The 18,595-nt window shown below is 61.1% G+C and carries 13 protein-coding genes; 7 read left to right on the top strand and 6 right to left on the bottom strand.

Annotated features, from left to right (window positions below; genetic code table 11):
- Positions 1 to 51: 51 nt before the first annotated feature.
- Positions 52 to 2,934: a valine--tRNA ligase gene (locus ACSQ83_RS16475; RefSeq protein ID WP_436228891.1), complete on the bottom strand. Its 2,883-nt coding sequence runs from the start codon at positions 2,932 to 2,934 to the stop codon at positions 52 to 54.
- A 221-nt stretch (positions 2,935 to 3,155) separates the two neighbouring features.
- On the opposite strand from ACSQ83_RS16475, the gene ACSQ83_RS16480 reads away from it, so the two are divergent.
- The 5 genes from ACSQ83_RS16480 to ACSQ83_RS16500 all read left to right on the top strand — a co-directional run bounded on the left by ACSQ83_RS16480 (position 3,156) and on the right by ACSQ83_RS16500 (position 9,449).
- Positions 3,156 to 5,516, top strand: a complete 2,361-nt coding sequence (locus ACSQ83_RS16480) for a UvrD-helicase domain-containing protein (RefSeq protein ID WP_436228892.1) — start codon at positions 3,156 to 3,158, stop codon at positions 5,514 to 5,516.
- The gene (locus ACSQ83_RS16485; protein ID WP_436228893.1) at positions 5,513 to 6,304 is read left to right on the top strand and encodes a 5'-methylthioadenosine/adenosylhomocysteine nucleosidase; all 792 of its coding nucleotides are present in this window, start codon (positions 5,513 to 5,515) and stop codon (positions 6,302 to 6,304) included. The genes ACSQ83_RS16480 and ACSQ83_RS16485 overlap by 4 nt, the downstream gene beginning before the upstream one ends.
- A 382-nt stretch (positions 6,305 to 6,686) precedes the next feature.
- Positions 6,687 to 6,908: a hypothetical protein gene (locus ACSQ83_RS16490; protein ID WP_436228894.1), complete on the top strand. Its 222-nt coding sequence runs from the start codon at positions 6,687 to 6,689 to the stop codon at positions 6,906 to 6,908.
- 74 nt (positions 6,909 to 6,982) lie between these two features.
- The gene (locus ACSQ83_RS16495; RefSeq protein WP_436228895.1) at positions 6,983 to 7,408 is read left to right on the top strand and encodes a hypothetical protein; all 426 of its coding nucleotides are present in this window, start codon (positions 6,983 to 6,985) and stop codon (positions 7,406 to 7,408) included.
- 76 nt (positions 7,409 to 7,484) lie between these two features.
- Positions 7,485 to 9,449 carry a propionate--CoA ligase gene (locus tag ACSQ83_RS16500; RefSeq protein ID WP_436228896.1) on the top strand — a complete coding sequence of 655 codons (1,965 nt, stop codon included), beginning with the start codon at positions 7,485 to 7,487 and terminating at the stop codon, positions 9,447 to 9,449.
- 10 nt (positions 9,450 to 9,459) lie between these two features.
- Here ACSQ83_RS16500 and ACSQ83_RS16505 read toward each other — a convergent pair whose 3' ends face one another.
- The 3 genes from ACSQ83_RS16505 to ACSQ83_RS16515 form a co-directional block, all read right to left on the bottom strand.
- Positions 9,460 to 9,984 carry a helix-turn-helix transcriptional regulator gene (locus ACSQ83_RS16505; RefSeq protein ID WP_436228897.1) on the bottom strand — a complete coding sequence of 175 codons (525 nt, stop codon included), beginning with the start codon at positions 9,982 to 9,984 and terminating at the stop codon, positions 9,460 to 9,462.
- Entirely contained in the window at positions 9,963 to 10,268 is a 306-nt protein-coding gene (locus ACSQ83_RS16510) for a hypothetical protein (RefSeq protein WP_414968406.1), read from the bottom strand. The genes ACSQ83_RS16505 and ACSQ83_RS16510 overlap by 22 nt, the downstream gene beginning before the upstream one ends.
- A 140-nt stretch (positions 10,269 to 10,408) precedes the next feature.
- The gene (locus ACSQ83_RS16515; protein ID WP_414952272.1) at positions 10,409 to 11,653 is read right to left on the bottom strand and encodes an MFS transporter; all 1,245 of its coding nucleotides are present in this window, start codon (positions 11,651 to 11,653) and stop codon (positions 10,409 to 10,411) included.
- 297 nt (positions 11,654 to 11,950) lie between these two features.
- Between ACSQ83_RS16515 and ACSQ83_RS16520 the strand changes: the two genes are divergently transcribed.
- Together ACSQ83_RS16520 and ACSQ83_RS16525 are read left to right on the top strand one after the other, a co-directional pair.
- A complete protein-coding gene (locus ACSQ83_RS16520; RefSeq protein ID WP_414952273.1) occupies positions 11,951 to 13,606 on the top strand; it encodes a methyl-accepting chemotaxis protein in 1,656 nt (551 codons plus the stop codon).
- Between the two features lie 209 nt (positions 13,607 to 13,815).
- A complete protein-coding gene (locus ACSQ83_RS16525) occupies positions 13,816 to 14,265 on the top strand; it encodes a hypothetical protein (protein ID WP_436228898.1) in 450 nt (149 codons plus the stop codon).
- Positions 14,266 to 14,317: 52 nt separating this feature from the next.
- Here the strand turns inward: ACSQ83_RS16525 and ACSQ83_RS16530 are convergent, their stop codons facing one another.
- Together ACSQ83_RS16530 and ACSQ83_RS16535 are read right to left on the bottom strand one after the other, a co-directional pair.
- Positions 14,318 to 15,793: an HDOD domain-containing protein gene (locus ACSQ83_RS16530; RefSeq protein ID WP_436228899.1), complete on the bottom strand. Its 1,476-nt coding sequence runs from the start codon at positions 15,791 to 15,793 to the stop codon at positions 14,318 to 14,320.
- A gap of 230 nt (positions 15,794 to 16,023) precedes the next feature.
- Positions 16,024 to 18,123, bottom strand: coding sequence for a putative bifunctional diguanylate cyclase/phosphodiesterase (locus ACSQ83_RS16535; RefSeq protein WP_436228900.1), 2,100 nt, complete (start codon positions 18,121 to 18,123; stop codon positions 16,024 to 16,026).
- Positions 18,124 to 18,595: the final 472 nt, after the last annotated feature.

The following is an 18,595-nucleotide window of genomic DNA, read 5'->3' on the forward strand; positions in this document are numbered from 1 at the left end:
TGTTTTCAGGGTTCAGCCGAGCGTATTTGGCCGGCTCAACCCCTCGAAGGCCTATGCCGGAAGCCGCGACAACTGCGCTTTCAACTTGTCAGAAGTCGATTCGAATTCCGCCAGCCGCTTGCGCTCCTGCTCGACCACCGCGGCGGGCGCGCGCGCCACGAAACTCTCGTTTTCCAGCTTCACGCGGGCTTTCGCGATCTCCTGCGTCAGTCGATCCACTTCCTTCGTGAGTCGTTCGCGCTCAGCCGCAACGTCGATTTCGACCTTCAACACCAGCTTGTTCGTTCCTACGATAGCAACTGGCGCGCCACTTGCCTCCGCATCGAGCGCGGATTCGTCGGAAATGATCTTTACCTCAGACAAACGCGCCAGCGCCTGCACATAAGGCGCGAATGACTTGAGCCGTGCTTCGTCACCGGTTGCCAGCAGCGGCACTTTGACCGCCGGCGACAGATTCATTTCGCCACGCAGATTACGACATGAATCGATGATCGCCTTCAGTTCGGCCGCCCACTGTTCAGACGATTCATCAATTTTAGATGGCTCCGCGACAGGGTATTGCTGAATCATGATCGACGCGGTTTCCTCGCCTTGAGCGGCTTGCGGATACCGGTCGGTCAGCGGCGCAACCTTCTGCCACAAGGCTTCCGTGATGAATGGAATCACCGGGTGCGCCAAGCGCAGCACAGTTTCCAGCACGCGAAGCAGGGTGCGGCGAGTCGCGCGCTGCTGCTCGGGCGCGCCGGTCTGGATCTGCACCTTGGCCAACTCGAGATACCAGTCGCAATACTCGTCCCAGACGAATTTGTAGATGGCGCTTGCTACGTTGTCGAAACGGTAATCGGCGAAACCCTTCTCCACTTCGGCTTCCACGCGCTGCAACAGCGACACGATCCAGAAGTCCGCCTGGGAGAAATGGAGGTATCCGCCCGGTCCGCAATCGCCTGCTTCGCATTCCTCCGGCTTACCGAAACCACAATCGTGGCCCTCGGTGTTCATCAGGACGAAGCGGGTAGCATTCCACAGCTTATTGCAAAAATTACGATATCCCTCGCACCTTGCCAGATCAAAATTGACATTGCGACCGAGCGTTGCCATGGACGCCATCGTGAAACGCAGCGCGTCGGTGCCGAACGGCGGAATTCCATCCGGAAACTCCTTGCGGGTCTTTTTCTCGATCTTTACGGCTTGCTTCGGGTCCATCAGGCCGGTAATCCGCTTCGAAACGAGCGTTTCCAGGTCGATTCCGTCGACGATATCGATGGGATCGAGCGTATTGCCCTTGCTCTTCGACATCTTCTTGCCTTCCGCGTCACGCACGAGACCGTGGACGTAGACCGTGTCGAAAGGGACCTTGTTGGTGAAATGCGTGGTCATCATCACCATCCGGGCAACCCAGAAGAAGATGATGTCGAAACCCGTCACGAGCACCGACGAAGGCAGGAAGTGCTTGAGTTCCGGCGTTTCGTTCGGCCATCCGAGGGATGAAAACGGCACGAGCGCCGATGAAAACCACGTGTCGAGCACGTCGTCATCGCGTTTGAGCGCGCCGGTATAGCCTTTTTCCGCAGCTTCCGCGCGGGCTTCTTCTTCGGTTTTCGCGACGAAAATTTCGCCGTTATCGCCGTACCAAGCGGGGATTTGATGGCCCCACCAAAGTTGCCGCGAGATACACCAGTCCTGGATGTTTTCGAGCCACTGGTAATAGGTCGTCGACCAGTTTTCCGGGACGAACTTGATTTCACCGTTGCGGACCACGTCCAGCGCGGTTTCGGCAATCGATTTACCCGGATGGAACGTGCCTTCCGGCGCCGGCTTGCTCATGGCGACGAACCATTGGTCGGTGAGCATGGGTTCGATCACCGTGGCGGTGCGGTCGCCGCGCGGCACCATCAGCGCGTGCGGCTTGACGGATTCGAGCAGGCCGAGCGCTTCCAGATCGGCTACGACTTCCTTGCGGGCGACGAAACGATCCATGCCGCGATACTTTTCCGGCGCGTTGCCATTGATCTTGGCGTCGAGCGTGAGGATCTCGATCATCGGCAACTTGTGGCGCAGGCCGACCTGATAGTCGTTGAAGTCATGCGCGGGCGTGACCTTGACCACGCCGGTGCCGAACTCGCGATCCACGTAATCGTCGGCGATCACCGGGATTTCCCGGTTCGACAACGGCAGCACGACCGTCTTGCCGATCAAATGCGCGTAACGCTCGTCGTCCGGGTGCACCATCACGGCGGTGTCGCCGAGCATGGTTTCCGGGCGCGTGGTGGCAACCGTCACGTGGCCGGAGCCGTCGGGCAGCGGATACTGGATGTGCCACAGGCTGCCGGCTTCTTCTTCGCTGACCACTTCCAGGTCCGAGACGGCGGTGCCCAGCACCGGGTCCCAGTTCACCAGCCGCTTGCCGCGATAGATCAGGCCTTGCTTGAACAGCGTGACGAATACGTCGATAACAACGGGCGACATCTTGTCGTCCATCGTGAAATATTCCCGCGACCAGTCGATGGACGCACCCAGGCGGCGCACCTGGCCTGTAATGGTCGAACCGGATTGCTGCTTCCATTCCCAGACGCGTTTCAGGAATTCCTCGCGGCCGAGATCATGACGCGATACGCCTTGTGCATCGAGCTGGCGCTCCACCACGATTTGCGTAGCGATTCCGGCGTGGTCCGTTCCAGGCAGCCACAGCGTGTTTTCGCCGAGCATGCGGTGATAGCGCGTGAGGCTATCCATGATGGTCTGGTTGAACGCGTGACCCATGTGCAGCGTGCCGGTGACGTTCGGCGGCGGGAGCTGGATCGAGAAATCTTTTTTGCCTTCGATCAGGGTCGGCGCAGCGTAGCCGCGCTTTTCCCATTCCGGGCCCCAATGGGACTCAATGTTCTGGGGCTCGAAACTCTTCGCAAGCGTGTTGTCAGTCGTGTTGTCACTCATGGGGTGGAATCTGCCGAAAAATGCGTAAGAAAGAAGCGGGGGTCGGGGAATTATAAGGTGTTGGAGGGTGGGGCCGGCGCGAAGGCGCTTCAATCGCACACGGGATTTGTTCGAGGGGAGGTTCGGCGGGAAGTTGGGGCGAGCGACCCTGTCCCCAACCCAAGTGCCAACGACCGCTTCCCCGCCGTTTTATAATACCCGTCCCACCGGAAAACTCCCCCATGCCCGATCTGCTCGCCAATCTGAACCCCGAACAACTTGCCGCCGTCACGCTGCCGAACGAGCCGGCGCTTATTCTCGCGGGCGCGGGCAGCGGCAAGACGCGCGTGCTCATCACGCGTATCGCCTGGCTGATCCAGCAAGGATTCGCGTCGCCCCCGACCATTCTCGCCGTCACCTTCACGAACAAGGCCGCCAAGGAAATGATGGCGCGTCTGACCGCGATGATGCCGATCGACACGCGCGGCATGTGGATCGGCACCTTTCACGGCCTGTGCAACCGCATGCTGCGCGCGCATTTTCGCGACGCCGGGCTGCCGCAGACCTTCCAGATCCTCGATACCGCCGACCAGTTGTCCGCCATCAAACGGCTGATGAAGGGCTTGAATATCGACGATGAAAAATATCCGGCCAAGAATCTCCAGTACTTCATCAACAACGCCAAGGAACAAGGGCTGCGCCCGAAAGACGTCGACGCGACCGATTCCTTCAACATGAAGTTCGTCGAGTTGTACGCGGCCTACGAGCAGCAATGCCAGCGCGAAGGCGTGGTCGATTTCCCCGAGCTGCTGCTGCGCTGCTACGAATTGCTCGCGCACAATCCGCCGTTGCGCGCGCACTATCAGGCGCGGTTTCGCAACATCCTGGTCGATGAGTTCCAGGACACGAACAAACTGCAGTACGCGTGGCTGAAAATGCTGGCCGGAGAGCACAACGCGATCTTCGCGGTCGGCGACGACGATCAGTCCATCTACGCGTTTCGCGGTGCGAATGTCGGCAACATGCACGACTTCGAGCGCGAGTACCACGTGCGCAACATGATCAAGCTCGAGCAGAACTATCGCTCGCACGGTCATATTCTCGATACCGCCAACTTCCTGATCGCGAAGAACTCACGGCGGCTCGGCAAGAATCTTCGTACCGACGCCGGTCATGGCGAACCGGTACGCGTGTACGAGGCCGCGACCGATACGCAAGAGGCGGCATGGATCGTCGAGGAGATCAAGGCGATGATCCATGCCGGCGCGACGCGCGGCGAGATCGCCATTCTGTATAGAAGCAACGCGCAGTCGCGGACCATCGAACACACGCTGGTGAATTCGGGCATTGCGTATCGCGTGTATGGCGGCTTGCGGTTCTTCGAGCGCCAGGAAGTGAAGCACGCGCTCGCGTATCTGCGCCTGATCGACAACCCGAACGACGATACCGCGTTCGCCCGCGTCGTGAATTTTCCGACGCGCGGAATCGGTGCAAGGTCGATCGAACAACTGGCCGACGCCGCGCGCCTCTACAACTGTTCGATGGCCGCCGCCGTTCCCTACGTGATGGGCAAGGCGGGGTCGAGCATCGGCGCGTTTGCGCAACTGATCGCCAAGATGCGCGCTGAAACGCAGCAGATGAGCCTGCCGGAAACCGTCGAATACGTGGTTCGCGCGAGCGGTCTTGCCACGCATTACGAGAACGAGCGCGAAGGTCAGGATCGGCTGGAGAACTTGCAGGAAGTGGTGAATGCCGCGGCGGCGTTCGTGCAGGAGGAGGGCTACGGGCTCGATACCCCCGCGCGTTCCATTCCGCTTCGTCCGGGCGCGACGAACGCGCCGGAGATTGGCTTGGCGACCGGCGATCCGGCCGTCGATGTGCTCGACCCGGAGAGCCCCGCCGATCCCGCGCAAAATCCCGACACCATGACGCCGCTGGCCGGGTTCCTGTCGCACGCATCGCTCGAGGCCGGCGACAACCAGGCGCAAGCCGGCCAGGACGCCGTGCAACTGATGACGGTGCACGCGGCCAAGGGTCTGGAATTCACGGCGGTGTTCATCACGGGCCTAGAGGAAGGCCTGTTCCCGCACGAGAACAGCGCTCAGGAAAGCGACGGGCTCGAAGAAGAGCGGCGACTGGCGTACGTGGCAATCACGCGGGCGAAGGAGCGGTTGTATCTGTCGTTTGCACAGAGCCGGATGTTGCACGGCCAGACGCGTTACAACATCCGTTCCCGTTTCTTCGATGAACTCCCGGAAGGCTCGCTCAAGTGGCTCACGCCGAAGGTGGAGGCGGGCGCACGCTGGGGCGGCCGGTCGGATAACGCCGGCTGGGGCCGCGACTGGTTCGCACGGCCCGACAAGGAACGCGCCGCGTACGCCGATCCCGATGCTGGCAAGCCGTTGCCCGCGTTCGCGAACAATCAACGCGCCGCCGACACCGGTTTCAAGGTCGGTCAGCCCGTGTTTCATAACAAGTTTGGCGAAGGCACGGTGATCGGACTCGAAGGCACGGGCGCCGATGCCCGCGCGCAAGTCCGCTTCAAACGCCACGGGGAGAAGTGGCTCGCGCTGGCGGTGGCGAAGTTGCAGGCCGTGGAATGAGCGCGGACGTGAAGCGTCTTGGCATCATGGCCGCGTTGCCGCAGGAACTGGGCGATCTGATCGAATCGATGCGCGCGGCCGGTGAGGTGCGCACTGAGACCATCGGCCGGCGCGAATATCACGTCGGCATCGCGCATGGCGTGCCGTGCGTGGTGACGCTAGCGCGTGTCGGAAAAGTGGCCGCGGCCGCAACGGCTAGCGCATTGATCCATCTGTTCGGCGTTGACGCCATTGTGTTCACGGGCGTGGCCGGTGGCGTTCGCGCGGACGTGCAAGTAGGCGATATCGTGATTGGCGACACGCTGATGCAGCACGATCTCGACGCCTCGCCGTTATTTCCGCGTTTTGAAGTGCCGTTGCTGGGCATGTCTTGTTTTCCCGGCGATGCCACGCTGAATGCCGCCTTGGCAGATGCATGCAAGGCATTTCTCGCCGATGAACATGCCGCATTGGAGAGCCGGTTTAGCGTGCATCCGCCACGATTGCATCGCGGGCTGATCGTGAGCGGCGACCGGTTTGTATCGAGTCACGACGAGGTGAACGCGCTGCGTGCGGCATTGCCCGACGCGCTCGCGGTCGAGATGGAAGGCGCGGCGCTCGCGCAAGTGTGTTTCGAACACGGTGTTGCATGTTCGGTCGTGCGCACGGTCTCGGACACCGCCGACGCGGACGCGCCCGAATCTTTCCTCGAGTTCCTGCATGCGCTGGGCGGCGCGTATTCGTCGGGGATCTTGCGACGGTTTTTGTCCGCGTGGGGTTCCACGGGCGACGTACGTAGTCCTTCCTGAGCATCGCTTTCGTCAGCGCACGGCTATTCGTCGGGCATTCGGCGACTGTCTCCGGCCGCGTGGGCTTGCATAGGCGACGCGCGCCTTTCCTTACTGAAAACCGTCCCCTTTAGCGCCCGGCAGTTTTTTAAGCCCAGCGGCGCGTTCTGCCTCCGTTCTGCACTGAAAGTAACAGCGAAACTTGTAGCGGCCTTTTGAAACTTGTAGCGGCCTTTTATATGCGTCGCGTCGCCGCAGCAGGGCGAGCGCCCCGTGCCGTTTCTCCACACCCTCGTTTTCATCGTCCGCATCTCTTCTATCTTCCCCGGTTTGCTCCCCAAAATTCCCCCTTGTAAGTGAGAATGATTCGCAATTACAATGTTCGCGACGACAGGAGGTCCACATGACCGAAACGACGCCCGGCTCCAGCCGGGCACAGCGCGCAATGTCCGCGAACGCCGCACGGGTGATCGAGACCACGCGCCGCGCATGGCTCGCCGGAGCGGCGCAGCCCATCAGCGATATCGCCGAGCCCCGACTGTCCCGGCCACCTCGGTTTTCACGGCGTCCGATAGTCGCAAACCTTGCATTAGCCATGAATTTCTGGAGCACGAGACCGCTGTGATTGCTACCCCATCTCTGTTGGCCAAGTCCGTCGTTATTGGCGCGTCCGTCGCGTCAGATCTACCCGATCCGCGCATGCACGATGCCAGCCGCTTTCCGCTCGTGCGCTTGCGCCGGCGCGCGGTGCAGCCGGGCTATGCGTTCGGCTGGGGCGCTGAGATGCAGCGGTTGTTATCGTTGAAGACGCCGTTTGTGATCGTGTCCGACCATGACGCCGATGAAACCGCCGACGACACGCGGCTGCGCAGCGCATGGCTACGTTCCCACCGCGAAACGCTCGCCCTTTTTTGCCGCGGATTCATTGTGATCGAGCCGAGGATCGAAGCGCGGGCGTCGACGCGGGAAGCCGTTCGCGCCGCGACCGAGGGCAGCGGCGTGCGAATGGTCGTGGTGTCCAGCATGCGAGTGGCCGGCGAACTCACGCCGGTGCTGCTTAAACATTCGGCAACCGATCTGCAGAAATCCGTGCCAACCGACAAGCCGCGTTTGCAGATGCCTTAACGAGGTGTCGCGACCTGTCCCGGCCTGCCGTCGACTCAGGGCCGTCCCTCTCTAGCAGCGCCCCACGGGCTGAACTATGCTCAGGAGCAATTCGTCCGCGCCTGAACCTGATTCAGGCGTGGCGTTCCGCTACCAGACAGGGGTTCGAATGCCGACTTATCGTGAAGCTCATCGCCGTTCGATTGAAGATCCGGAATCATTCTGGGGCGAGCAGGCGGGGCGTATTCATTGGGAAACGCCGTTCAAGCAAGTGCTTGAACGCAGCAATCCGCCATTCGCGCGCTGGTTCGTCGGCGGCAAGACCAATCTCTGCTACAACGCCGTCGACCGGCATCTCGCCGCGCGCGCTCAGCAAAATGCGCTGGTGTATGTATCGACGGAAACGGGCATCGAGCGCCGCTACACCTATGCCGAACTGCACGCTGAAGTGAACCGCATGGCCGCTGTCATGCGCTCGCTCGGCGTGAGCCAGGGCGAGCGCGTGCTGATCTATTTGCCGATGATCCCCGAAGCCCTGTTCGCGATGCTCGCATGCGCGCGGCTCGGCGCGATCCATTCGGTCGTGTTCGGCGGCTTCGCCGCGCCGAGCCTGGCGGCGCGCATTGATGACGCCACGCCCGTGCTGATCGTTACCGCCGACGCCGGTGCGCGGGCGGGCAAGGTGATCGATTACACGCCGCTTGTGGACGAAGCGCTGGCGCGCGCCACGCACAAAGTGCCGAAGGTATTGTTGATCGACCGCCAGCTCGCGCCGGAACGGTTGCAGGCGCCGTATCTGGTTTCCTACGAGCCGTTGCGCGAACAGTTCTTCGACGCTCACGTCCCTTGCGTCTGGCTCGAATCGAATGAACCGTCGTATGTGCTTTATACGTCGGGGACGACCGGCAAGCCGAAGGGCGTGCAACGCGACGTGGGCGGATACGCGGTGGCGCTGGCGGCATCGATGGAACATATCTTCCAGGGCAAGCCGGGCGACACCATGTGGACCGCGTCGGACGTGGGCTGGGTGGTTGGGCACAGCTACATCATTTACGCACCGTTGATTGCCGGACTGACAACGGTCATGTACGAAGGCACGCCGATTCGCCCCGACGGCGGCATCTGGTGGCGGATCATCGCGCAGCACAAGATCAACCTGATGTTCACCGCGCCGACCGCGTTGCGCGTGCTCAAGAAGCAGGACCCGAAGCTGATGGAGCAGGCGGATCTGTCGAGTCTGCGCACGTTGTTCCTGGCGGGCGAACCGCTGGATGAACCCACGGCGCAGTGGATTCAAGGAGCATTGGAAAAACCCGTCGTGGATAACTACTGGCAGACCGAAACCGGTTGGCCGATGATCGCGATTCCTCGCGGTATTGAAGCATTGCCGCCGAAGCTAGGATCGCCGGGCGTACCGTCGATGGGCTTTGACTTGACCGTACGCAACGAAGCCACTGGCGAGATCTGCGCGCCGGGTGAGAAGGGCGTGATCACAATTGGTTATCCGCTGCCGCCGGGCTGCATGCAGACGGTGTGGGGCGACGATTCGCGCTTCGTCAAGACGTATTGGGAAAGCGTGCCGGGGCAGCAACTGTATTCGACCTTCGACTGGGGCGTGACTGACGAAGATGGCTATGTCTCCATCCTCGGACGTACCGACGACGTGATCAACGTGGCGGGACATCGGCTGGGCACGCGTGAGATAGAAGAGGCGTTGAGCAGTCACCGGGCCGTGGCTGAAGTGGCGGTGGTGGGCGTCGCCGATTCAGTAAAAGGGCAAGTCGCACTGGCCTTCGTGGTGGTGCGCGATGCCCAGGCGTTGGAAGCAGAAGGTGCGCGTGAAAAGCTTGAGGCCGAACTTTGCCGCAGCGTGGATGCGCATCTGGGTGCAATCGCCCGGCCTGCCCGCGTTCATTTCCTGGCGATGCTGCCCAAGACGCGGTCGGGCAAGTTGTTGCGGCGGGCGATTGCTGCGTTGGCCGAAGGGCGCGACCCCGGCGATCTGCCGATGATCGAGGATGCCGGGGCGCTTGTTCAGGTGAAGGAGGCTTTGTCGCTTTGACGGCTGATTTCTATTTCACCAAAGCCGGTAACTCACGCTCCGCCCGGGGCGTGATCCGCTGCGCCTCTCTGGTGAGATTGACCTGCATGGTGGTCTCCGCGACTTCATGAACCGCTTGCTCAAGCTGGTACGTGCCTTTCGCTTTAAGCCAGTCCATGACTTCCGCCAGATGCCAGATGGCGGTGCTGCCCTCGTGCACGGGCGACGGAAAAGTGTCCGAGTTCGTGAGCATTAACTTGCGCATGTTCTGACGCGTGACGCCGATGGCGTCGGCGACGTCGGTCAGGCCGACAAAGTCCGGCGATGCTTCCACCAGCGATGCTGACGGAACGGCCGACTTGACGTCCTTCAAGGCGCTCATTAATGCCGCTTGCGCGCTGTCCGCTTCCCGCGTAAATGCCAGCGCAATGCGACCTGGCTGACCAACACCGATCAATGCGTCGTCGCATCCTGCCGCGCCGAGGCGTCCGATCAAAGCTTCATGATCGCAGTCGCTTTCCGACAACCGGTACTTCAATGTGAACGTGTATTCCATGGTGTTACCTTGATTGAGACCGCTGTTTGACCGGAAACCTTTTTTGACTGAAACGTGCAGTTGTCGACCACGCGCTTGATGGCTCGCGCATGATTCACCGCATTTTTCGGCGTGCTCCACACACTGGTAATGCAGAATTCGCCGCAGCGGCACTCGGCCGCGTTGTAGGGGCAATAAATCCGGCCCCACGCATGGCTTCCTCCCTGTTCGACGCGCCAGCCGTGCGTTTCTGCATGCCGCAGTGCTTCTTCAATTTCCTTCTTCTGATGCTGTGATCGAGTCATCGTTAGCCCCATAGTAGAGGCGCCCCACAAGGTTGTCAAGTGACAACCTTGTGGGGCGCCTGGAACGTCGAAACGAAAACTCGTTTTAGAGTTGCGCGTTCGTCGGTCGACTGTGTGTCCTGCTCACATGACCGTGATCATCACGTTTTGGCCGTTACCGTTTTTTCCTTCGCATCCCGGGTATTCGGCAGCAGGATCGTCAGGACTCCGATCAGCGGCAGGAACGAACAAACCTTATAGACATAGTCGATGCTCGTCGCGTCAGCCAGATGGCCAAGGACTGCGGCACCGATGCCGCCCATGCCGAACGCAAAACCAAAGAACAACCCCGCCACCATGCCGACCTTGCCCGGCACCAGTTCAGTGGCATAGACCAGGATGGCCGAGAAAGCCGATGCCAGGATCAGCCCGATCACCACGGACAACACGCCGGTCCAGAAGAGGTTTGCAAACGGCAGCATCAGCGTGAATGGCGCAACGCCCAGAATGGATACCCAGATCACAACCTTGCGCCCGATCTTGTCGCCCACGGGACCGCCCACGATCGTGCCCACCGCCACTGCCGCCAGGAACCAGAACAAATGAACCTGCGCGGTTTCCACCGGCAAATGAAACTTGCTGATCAGATAAAACGTGAAGTAGCTGCTGATACTCGCCAGATAAAAGTACTTCGAGAATACGAGCAGCATCAGGACCGTCATCGCCATCAGGACTTTATTGCGCGGCAATGCCGAGACCGTCGCTGAAGCACGCGCCTTCTTTACCGCCGGGTGACGCTGGTACCAGCGGCCGATGTTAGCCAACACGACAATAGCGAGCAGCGCCGCCGCCGAGAACCACGCAATGCTGCGTTGTCCATGTGGCATCACGACCAGAGCGGCCAGCAACGGCCCAAGGGAACTGCCCGCATTGCCGCCGACTTGAAATACCGACTGCGCAAGCCCGTGGCGTCCGCCCGACGCCATGCGCGCCACGCGCGAAGACTCGGGATGGAATATCGACGATCCGCAACCGACCAGCGCCGCGGCGACCAGCAATACTGGAAAGCTTCCGGCCATCGACATCAGCAACAGGCCGCACAGTGTAAAACCCATGCCGACCGGCAGGGAATACGGCTTCGGATGTTTATCGGTATATAAGCCGACCAGCGGCTGAAGCAACGACGCCGTGATCTGGTAAGTCAGCGTAATCAAGCCGATTTGCCCGAACGACAGCGAAAACTCGCTTTTGAACATCGGGTAAATGGCGAGGATCAGCGACTGGATCATGTCGTTGAGCAAATGCGCAAAACTGATCGCGCCGAGCACGGAGAAGGCGGTGCGCGAAACGGCAGGGCTCAAGGCGGGTGCGGCGCCGAGCGCGTTTTTATCGATACTTGTCTGCATGATGATGGCTTGAAGTTGTCTCTCTGAGTGCGTCAAAGTGCCACGGATGCGCGGTGTGCAGATAATTTTAATGTGTCCTCTACGCATTGTCCGGCCAAATTTTGTCGCGAAACGGACATGCGGCTGCCCACACCTGGCGCATGTACGCCCGCTTTTGGTGACGTCAACGCTGGTTTCCAACATGTGGGGAAAACACATCTAAAGAAGCGCGATTTCCCGCCGTAGACCATTGATGTAGCCGTGCGGCCCGCCCAAGAAGCAGCCCGCGCGATGCCAATCAAACTGGGAATTCAATAGATGAAACCGTTTTCGCTGCGGGGCAATCCCGGCGCTGGATTTATTCCCGATGTCGGCGCCAAGGCCGCCGCCCGGACAATGGCCAAGATCGCCGCCACGAGCGGCCGTTCGTTATCGGTCAAGGCATCACTGCGCCTCGCGTTCGCGTTGTTGCTGGTCGGCACGCTGGTTATCGGCGTGATTGCGCTGACGCAGATCAGCCGGCTCAACGGCTCCACGGAATCCATTTATCGCGAGGGGTATGTCGCCAGCCGCGATGTTGAAGAGCTGCGCGGCGCCGTGCTGCGTGCGAGCCGCTCGCAAAAGATGCTGCTCACCGCGACCACCGCGAAAGAGCGCGACGAACTCGGCGCGGATATCGAACATGCGCTCGCCGATATCGGCCGCGGACAGCACAACCTGCAAAACTACGCGGACCCGACCGGCGACCAGAAGCGCCTGGCGACGGCGGTCGGCGCGTGGAGCACCGACCTGCGCACTTTCGTCAAACTCGTGAAGGAGCAACCGCTCGATTTGTCGCAGATGAACTGGCAGGTCGGGATCATGGATGTCTCGCTGCTGGTGGCAACAGGCAAGCTGGAAAAGCTCGTGAATGCGCTCATCGAACAGCGAGGCGCGACAGCCAAGGCGACGATTGATTCGGCCGCCGCCATTTATCACGCATCGTTTGTGATGGTGGCCGTGTTGACGCTCGTGCTGATCGTGCTGGCGTTCGCGGTAGGCGAATGGGTCGTGCGGCGGATCGCGAAACAGCTTGGTGGCGAACCTGTCTATGCGATGGAAATTGCGAGCCGGATCGCAGCGGGCGACTTGTCCAACCGCATCGCGATTGCGAAGCGCGACAACACCAGCATGCTCCACGCGCTTTCGGGCATGCAGAAGGATTTATCGGCGACGGTCGGAGAAATTGCGGCCAGCGCGGAAGCGATCGCGTCGGCGTCCAGCGAAATCTCGCAGGGCAACGTGGACCTGTCGCAGCGCACGGAGCAGCAGGCCGTCGCGCTGGAAAAGACGGCGTCGAGCATGGAAGAGCTGACATCCACCGTCCGCCAGAACGCCGAGAACGCGAAGCAAGCGAGTTCGCTGGCATACAACGCGTCGGAGATTGCGGAGAAGGGCGGCGTGGTGGTCGGACGCGTGGTCGCGACCATGGAACAAATCAATGCGAGCGCGAAGAGTATTGGCGACATTATCGGGGTGATCGAAGGGATCGCGTTCCAGACGAATATCCTTGCGCTCAATGCCGCCGTGGAAGCGGCGCGGGCGGGCGAAGAAGGGCGCGGGTTCGCGGTCGTCGCGGGCGAAGTGCGCAATCTTGCGCAACGCTCGTCGGCGGCGGCGAAGGAAATCAAGGGCTTGATCCACGCATCGGTTGCGCGGGTTTCCGATGGCTCGACCTTCGCTCACGAAGCCGGCTCGACCATGGAAGAGGTCGTGAAGGCAGTCAAGCGCGTGACGGACATCATGGGCGAGATTTCGGCGGCGTCGGCGGAACAGAGCAGCGGTATCGAGGAAATCAATCTCGCCGTCACGCAAATGGACGCGGGCACGCAACAGAACGCGGCGCTGGTCGAGCAGGCGGCCGCGGCTGCGCAGTCGCTGGATGATCAGGCGCATGCACTGAAACAGCTGGTCGGTAAGTTTCAGCTCGCGTGATCTCACGTAATGCAATGTGGTGTTGATGCTGATGACTGAACCTGGGCTTGCTGAACCGCAAGCCTTTGTTCTAGAATTCGCGACGGGCGCGGCAGGGCGCCCGGTCTCGCGAAAGTGAAAACACCTGTCACGCGTTATCGCTTCATCTGGATAAACCGCAACGTTGAACCTTTAGCCGCAGCGAGAACGGCGCAACAAGGAGAAACGTCATGTGGTCAACATCCTGTCCCCGCACTATCAATTCCGGACTCACCAATACCGAATTTCTCCGACGCCATGCGCGCCGGCTGCTTCGTCGCGCTCGTGCGGACGATACAAGCACGGCGATGCCCATCGCACGCCGTCTGCTAGCCGCCGGCGTAACCCGCGCGGAGACGCTCGCCGAGCTTCACAAAACGCGCACCGAGGTTCAGCTCAAGCACATATTGAACATGCTGGCGGTCGAGCTGGGTCATTTCGGCTGGGACGCTTGCAAGCCGGAACTCGATACGCGAGAGCCTGCCGTCATCGATCGATACCGCTTCGATGCAGGCGCTTTTGGTGACTACGAGAAGGTGTGGTTTGCCGGTGCCGACGCCGCGCGTGAATGGCAGCGCGAGCATGGCGGGTACATCGTGGAGTACGGCGATCAGGCGGTGGCGATACTTTGGCGCGAGTGAGGAGTTAGAGTGCGAGTTGCTCGCCGACGTGCAAAAAACCGCACAAAACAAGCTAAAGCAACTCCACTTCCTTCCAGTCCGCGTTAGAAAAAAACCGGCTCAGTTCGCGCATGAGTTCATTGAGCGCGGCCATTTCCGGCTGCGTGATCTTCCGTACGTGCTGCGCTTGCGTCCAGTCGCCGTAAAGCATGGCCACCGTCGAGCCGTTAGCCTTCACGGGCAGCAGCACGAACGCGTGGGCATCGCCGAATGAAGGTTTGAACCAGCGCGGCAAGCGCGCTTCAATCCGCGGATCGCGCGCATTTTCGATAAAAATCCCCACCGGGTTCGAGATCGCCAGATGGAACACGTCAGGCTCGAACGCCGCGGGAAACGTCAGCGACGGAAGCAGCGCCTCCACGCCCGTCCCGAGCCCGAGACGCGCGTGGAACTCATTGTTTGACTGGCGCACGAATACCACCGTGCGCGAAAATGCGAGTCCGGCCAGCACCGCTTCCGATGCCAGCGCAAGCACTGCGCTCAGCGCGTTCTTCGAGGGCAGCGAGCGCAAGTCCTCAAGCCCCGCAGCAATCCGCGCTTCCGCCGATACACCCGCGCGCGCGATGGCATCGGCGTCCGCGCGCAGTTCCACGATCTCGCGCATGACGCCATCGTTCGAGTCTTCGTTCGCGAGCGCGAGACTCATCGCGGCGAGCGTGGCGGCATCGGTCAGCAGCACGCGGCTGTAGCGGTTCGCGATATCCACGAGCGACGACTCGCGATAGGTTTCGTCGACATGCTGCGCGGTGAGCGCATCGGCGACTTCGGTCGAATAGTTGGTGACGGCCTGCAGCCAGCGCACGTGACGCGGCGTTTTTTCATCGATAGGGGCGAGTGGGTCGCGCGTCAGCATGCCGGTGCGGATGGTCTCCGGCAGGCGCCAGCGGTCCGCGGCTTCCATGCCGATTTCCTCGAAGGTGACGCCGAGCAACGTGCTGCACGCGACGCTGTCGCTGATCTGCTCGGCCGCAGCCTTGCGGCGCAACTGGTCCCATTCGGTCTCGAGATAGAACGCCACCAGCAGCTTGCCGATCTGCCGCATCAGCGTGCAAACCACGGCTTCTTCCGACGCCCGGAATTCGCTGTGCTCGGTCACTTGGCGCGCGACGGTGCCGGACAGCAGCGTGCGGTTGAGTTCGAGCTTGGCGTCGATGCGTCGCGGCGCGCTTTGATGAAAGTGATCGACCAGTTTCAGACCGACCACCAGATGGCCGACCGCGTCCATGCCGAGCACCATCAACGCGCGCGTCACGGTCGTGATATTGCCGCCGAATGAAATGTACATCGCGGAATTAGCGAGGCGCAGCACCTTCTGCGTGAGGCCGAAGTCAGACAGAACGACCTGGACCAGGGCTGTAAAGTCCAGGTCGTCGTCGCTCATTGCGGACACGGTGGTGCGCAGCGCCTGCGAGAGCATCGGAAAATCCCCGCGCTCGCTCATGCGGCCCCACAGCTTGTCCAGTAATTCGGCTTTGGAATTGCTTGCCATGCGATTGGTGTGAATGCCTTACACGTTCCCGACCGGGTGCCCGGAACGGCTTGAATCGTCGACCTGGGTCGAAGCGTAACGCGCGGAAAAAAGCCCGCTTAAACCCTGCATTTAACCCTGCATAACCTTATAACGGCGCGCACACGCAGAAGCTTTACAGCAGATCATTAATGAAACGCTGCAATAGCTCTGGTTTCTTGTCCCGATCAAGACAAAAACGTGACGGTATCTTATAAAGGCGCCTGGAGAAAGAGCGTTTTATCCTGAAAGCAACGCATCAGGTCGCTCGCGGGCAGGGCTTTGCTGATCAGCCATCCCTGGATCTGGTCGCAGCCCATCTCGATCAGCAGTTCGCGCTGCGCTTCGGTCTCTACGCCTTCCGCCACGAGTTCGAGCCCAAGCGATTTTGCCAGGCCCACGACGGCGGCCACGATTGCCCGGTTGTTGCGCGAGGTCAGCAGGTTTTCGATAAAGCTGCGATCGATCTTCAACTTCGAAAGCGGGAAGCGCTGCAGATAGGACAAGCTCGAATAACCGGTGCCGAAGTCATCGACGGCGAACGCAATGCCAAGCGCCGCCAGCGCCTCGAGCAAACGGGTCGCTTCTTCCGGATCGTGCATCAGCAGGCTTTCCGTGATTTCGAACACGAGCCTGCGTGGATCGAGCCCCGTCAGCTGCAGCGCCTCTTTCACGTTCTGCGTAAAACGCTTGTCGCGAAATTGCTGCGGCGAGACGTTCACTGAAACATAGTCCAGCACGAAACCTTCGCTGTCCCACTGCACCAATTGCATGCACGCGGCCTTGAGCACCCAGTTGCCCAGATAGTTGATCAGGCCGATCGATTCCGCGAGCGGAATGAAAGCGGCCGGCGGCACGAGGCCGTGCACCGGATGCTGCCAGCGGATCAGCGCTTCCACGCCGACCACGCCGCCGCCGCGGCTTTCGGTGATCGGCTGAAAGTGCAGCGAAAACTCGCCGTTGCGCACGCCTTCGTAAAGATCGGCTTCCAGGTTCAGGCGCGCGGCGTTGCGGGGGTCGTCGTCGGGAACATGGAACACGACGATATTGCCGCCCGATGTCTTCGCCTGGGCCAGTCCATGGTCGGCCATGCGCAGCAGGCTGCCGCTCTCTTGCTCGACTTCGTCGGGGAAGATGGCGGCGCCAATGCTCGCCGATAAATGCGTATGTTGTCCGCGATACCGGTAGGGCTGCGCAATCGCGCTCAATACACGCCGCGCGACATCTTCGGCCGCCGTGGTCGCTTCGGCCGAGGTGCCGGCCGACAGCAGCACGGCGAATTCATCGCTGCCGACACGCGCAACATGTTCGCCGGCGCGGGCTGCGTGCTGGATGCGGCGCGCGGTTTCGCGCAGCATGTCGTCGCCGGCGTCGTAGCCCAGCGCGCGGTTGATGCGCTGGAAGTTGTCGATATCCACCAGCAGCAGCGCGGCATGCGTGCCCGTGTGAACCGCTTCGGCCTGGGCGGCATCGATCGCGCTTTTCAGCGCTGTCAGGTTCTCGAGGCCAGTCAGCGAATCGTGATGCAGCGTGTGCTGCAGCGCGGTTTCGCGGTCACGCCAATGCGATACCTCAAACGCGGCGAGCGCAAAACCAGGCAGGTCTGGCGCGTGCGTGGCGAGGATCCGCAGTTCGACGAGGATCGGCGTGGTCAGGGACTTCAGCAGATGCAGCGTCGCGGTCTCCAGCTTGCCGCTTTGTTGTGCGCGCGCGACGAGCGCATCGAGTTCATCTGTTTCGTGCGAGGGCACGAGCTCGTGCAACGAGAGCGAGCTCAGATAGTCCCGGTGATAACCCAGGAACTCGATGCTCCCCGCCGATACATAGCAAAACCGCAGCGACGCATCCACTTGCGCGACGAAATCGACGGCAGCGAGGGTGGCTTCCGTGGCGACGCTTAAGGGCGGCTCAGCTTCATTCACCGCAGCCGCATGCAATAGATGAAGCGGCGCGGCCGAAGCCGGAACAGAGACGATCCGTCCTGCTTTTGTCCCTCGTCCACCGAGCGGTGCCGATCCGGAGACGGCGAGCGGCCGTGGCCGAGGGTCACGGCTACCTGTGGCCAGAACGGGCGCAGGCATGGCTTCGGCTGTGGCGAACCTGGCCATGCAGCCCGGCAACGCGGTGGCGATCAACGTCCTGACCGTCGCGCGAACGGCGACGCTGGTTTGGCCGGCGAGGGCGATCCATGCATTCAAGCGCTCGGCGGTGATCCGTTTTACTGACATGTTTCGGTTATAGCCTGTCTGATTGCATGCCGGGCCGATAGGGGCGCGGCGCACGTTGTCCGGCCAGCGCGCTGCATCGGGCATCGGCTGTCGATGGTCCGGTGATGCGGGCGGGCGCCACCGTAATATCCGGTAACCGCGACTCGGACGCGTTCTTTGCAAGTTAACGGTTATGTCCCGAAATTCTTTAGAGGAATAGCGGAGCGCCCGCAAGCCTTGGCCCCAGCGGGTTTCACGCAATTTGTCGGCGTCACGATTTGGGGTAGAGTGCGGCTGGATGGCTTGGGATTCTGAACTGGCCGGTGGTTCCGCCAAGCGTGATGTTGAGCTATGGTCTGGCTGCTGTCCGGGCTTGATAGTGCGCGTTCGTCGCTCTTTGAGTGTGTAAGCCGGATAGTCGAGCCGAATCCTTAAGCCAACCTCTCACGCTAATCGCCTGAGCTAACCCGCTGTCTGGTCGTCATTCAGTCAACACCGTTCCATTGCTGCACGCCATGATCGCGTCCCCAAGCCGATTGCCGGAGCTGGCCCTGAACACACGCATTGTGATGTGCGA

Origin of the sequence: Caballeronia sp. LjRoot29 (genome assembly GCF_964252755.1) — a bacterium.
GTDB lineage: Bacteria > Pseudomonadota > Gammaproteobacteria > Burkholderiales > Burkholderiaceae > Caballeronia.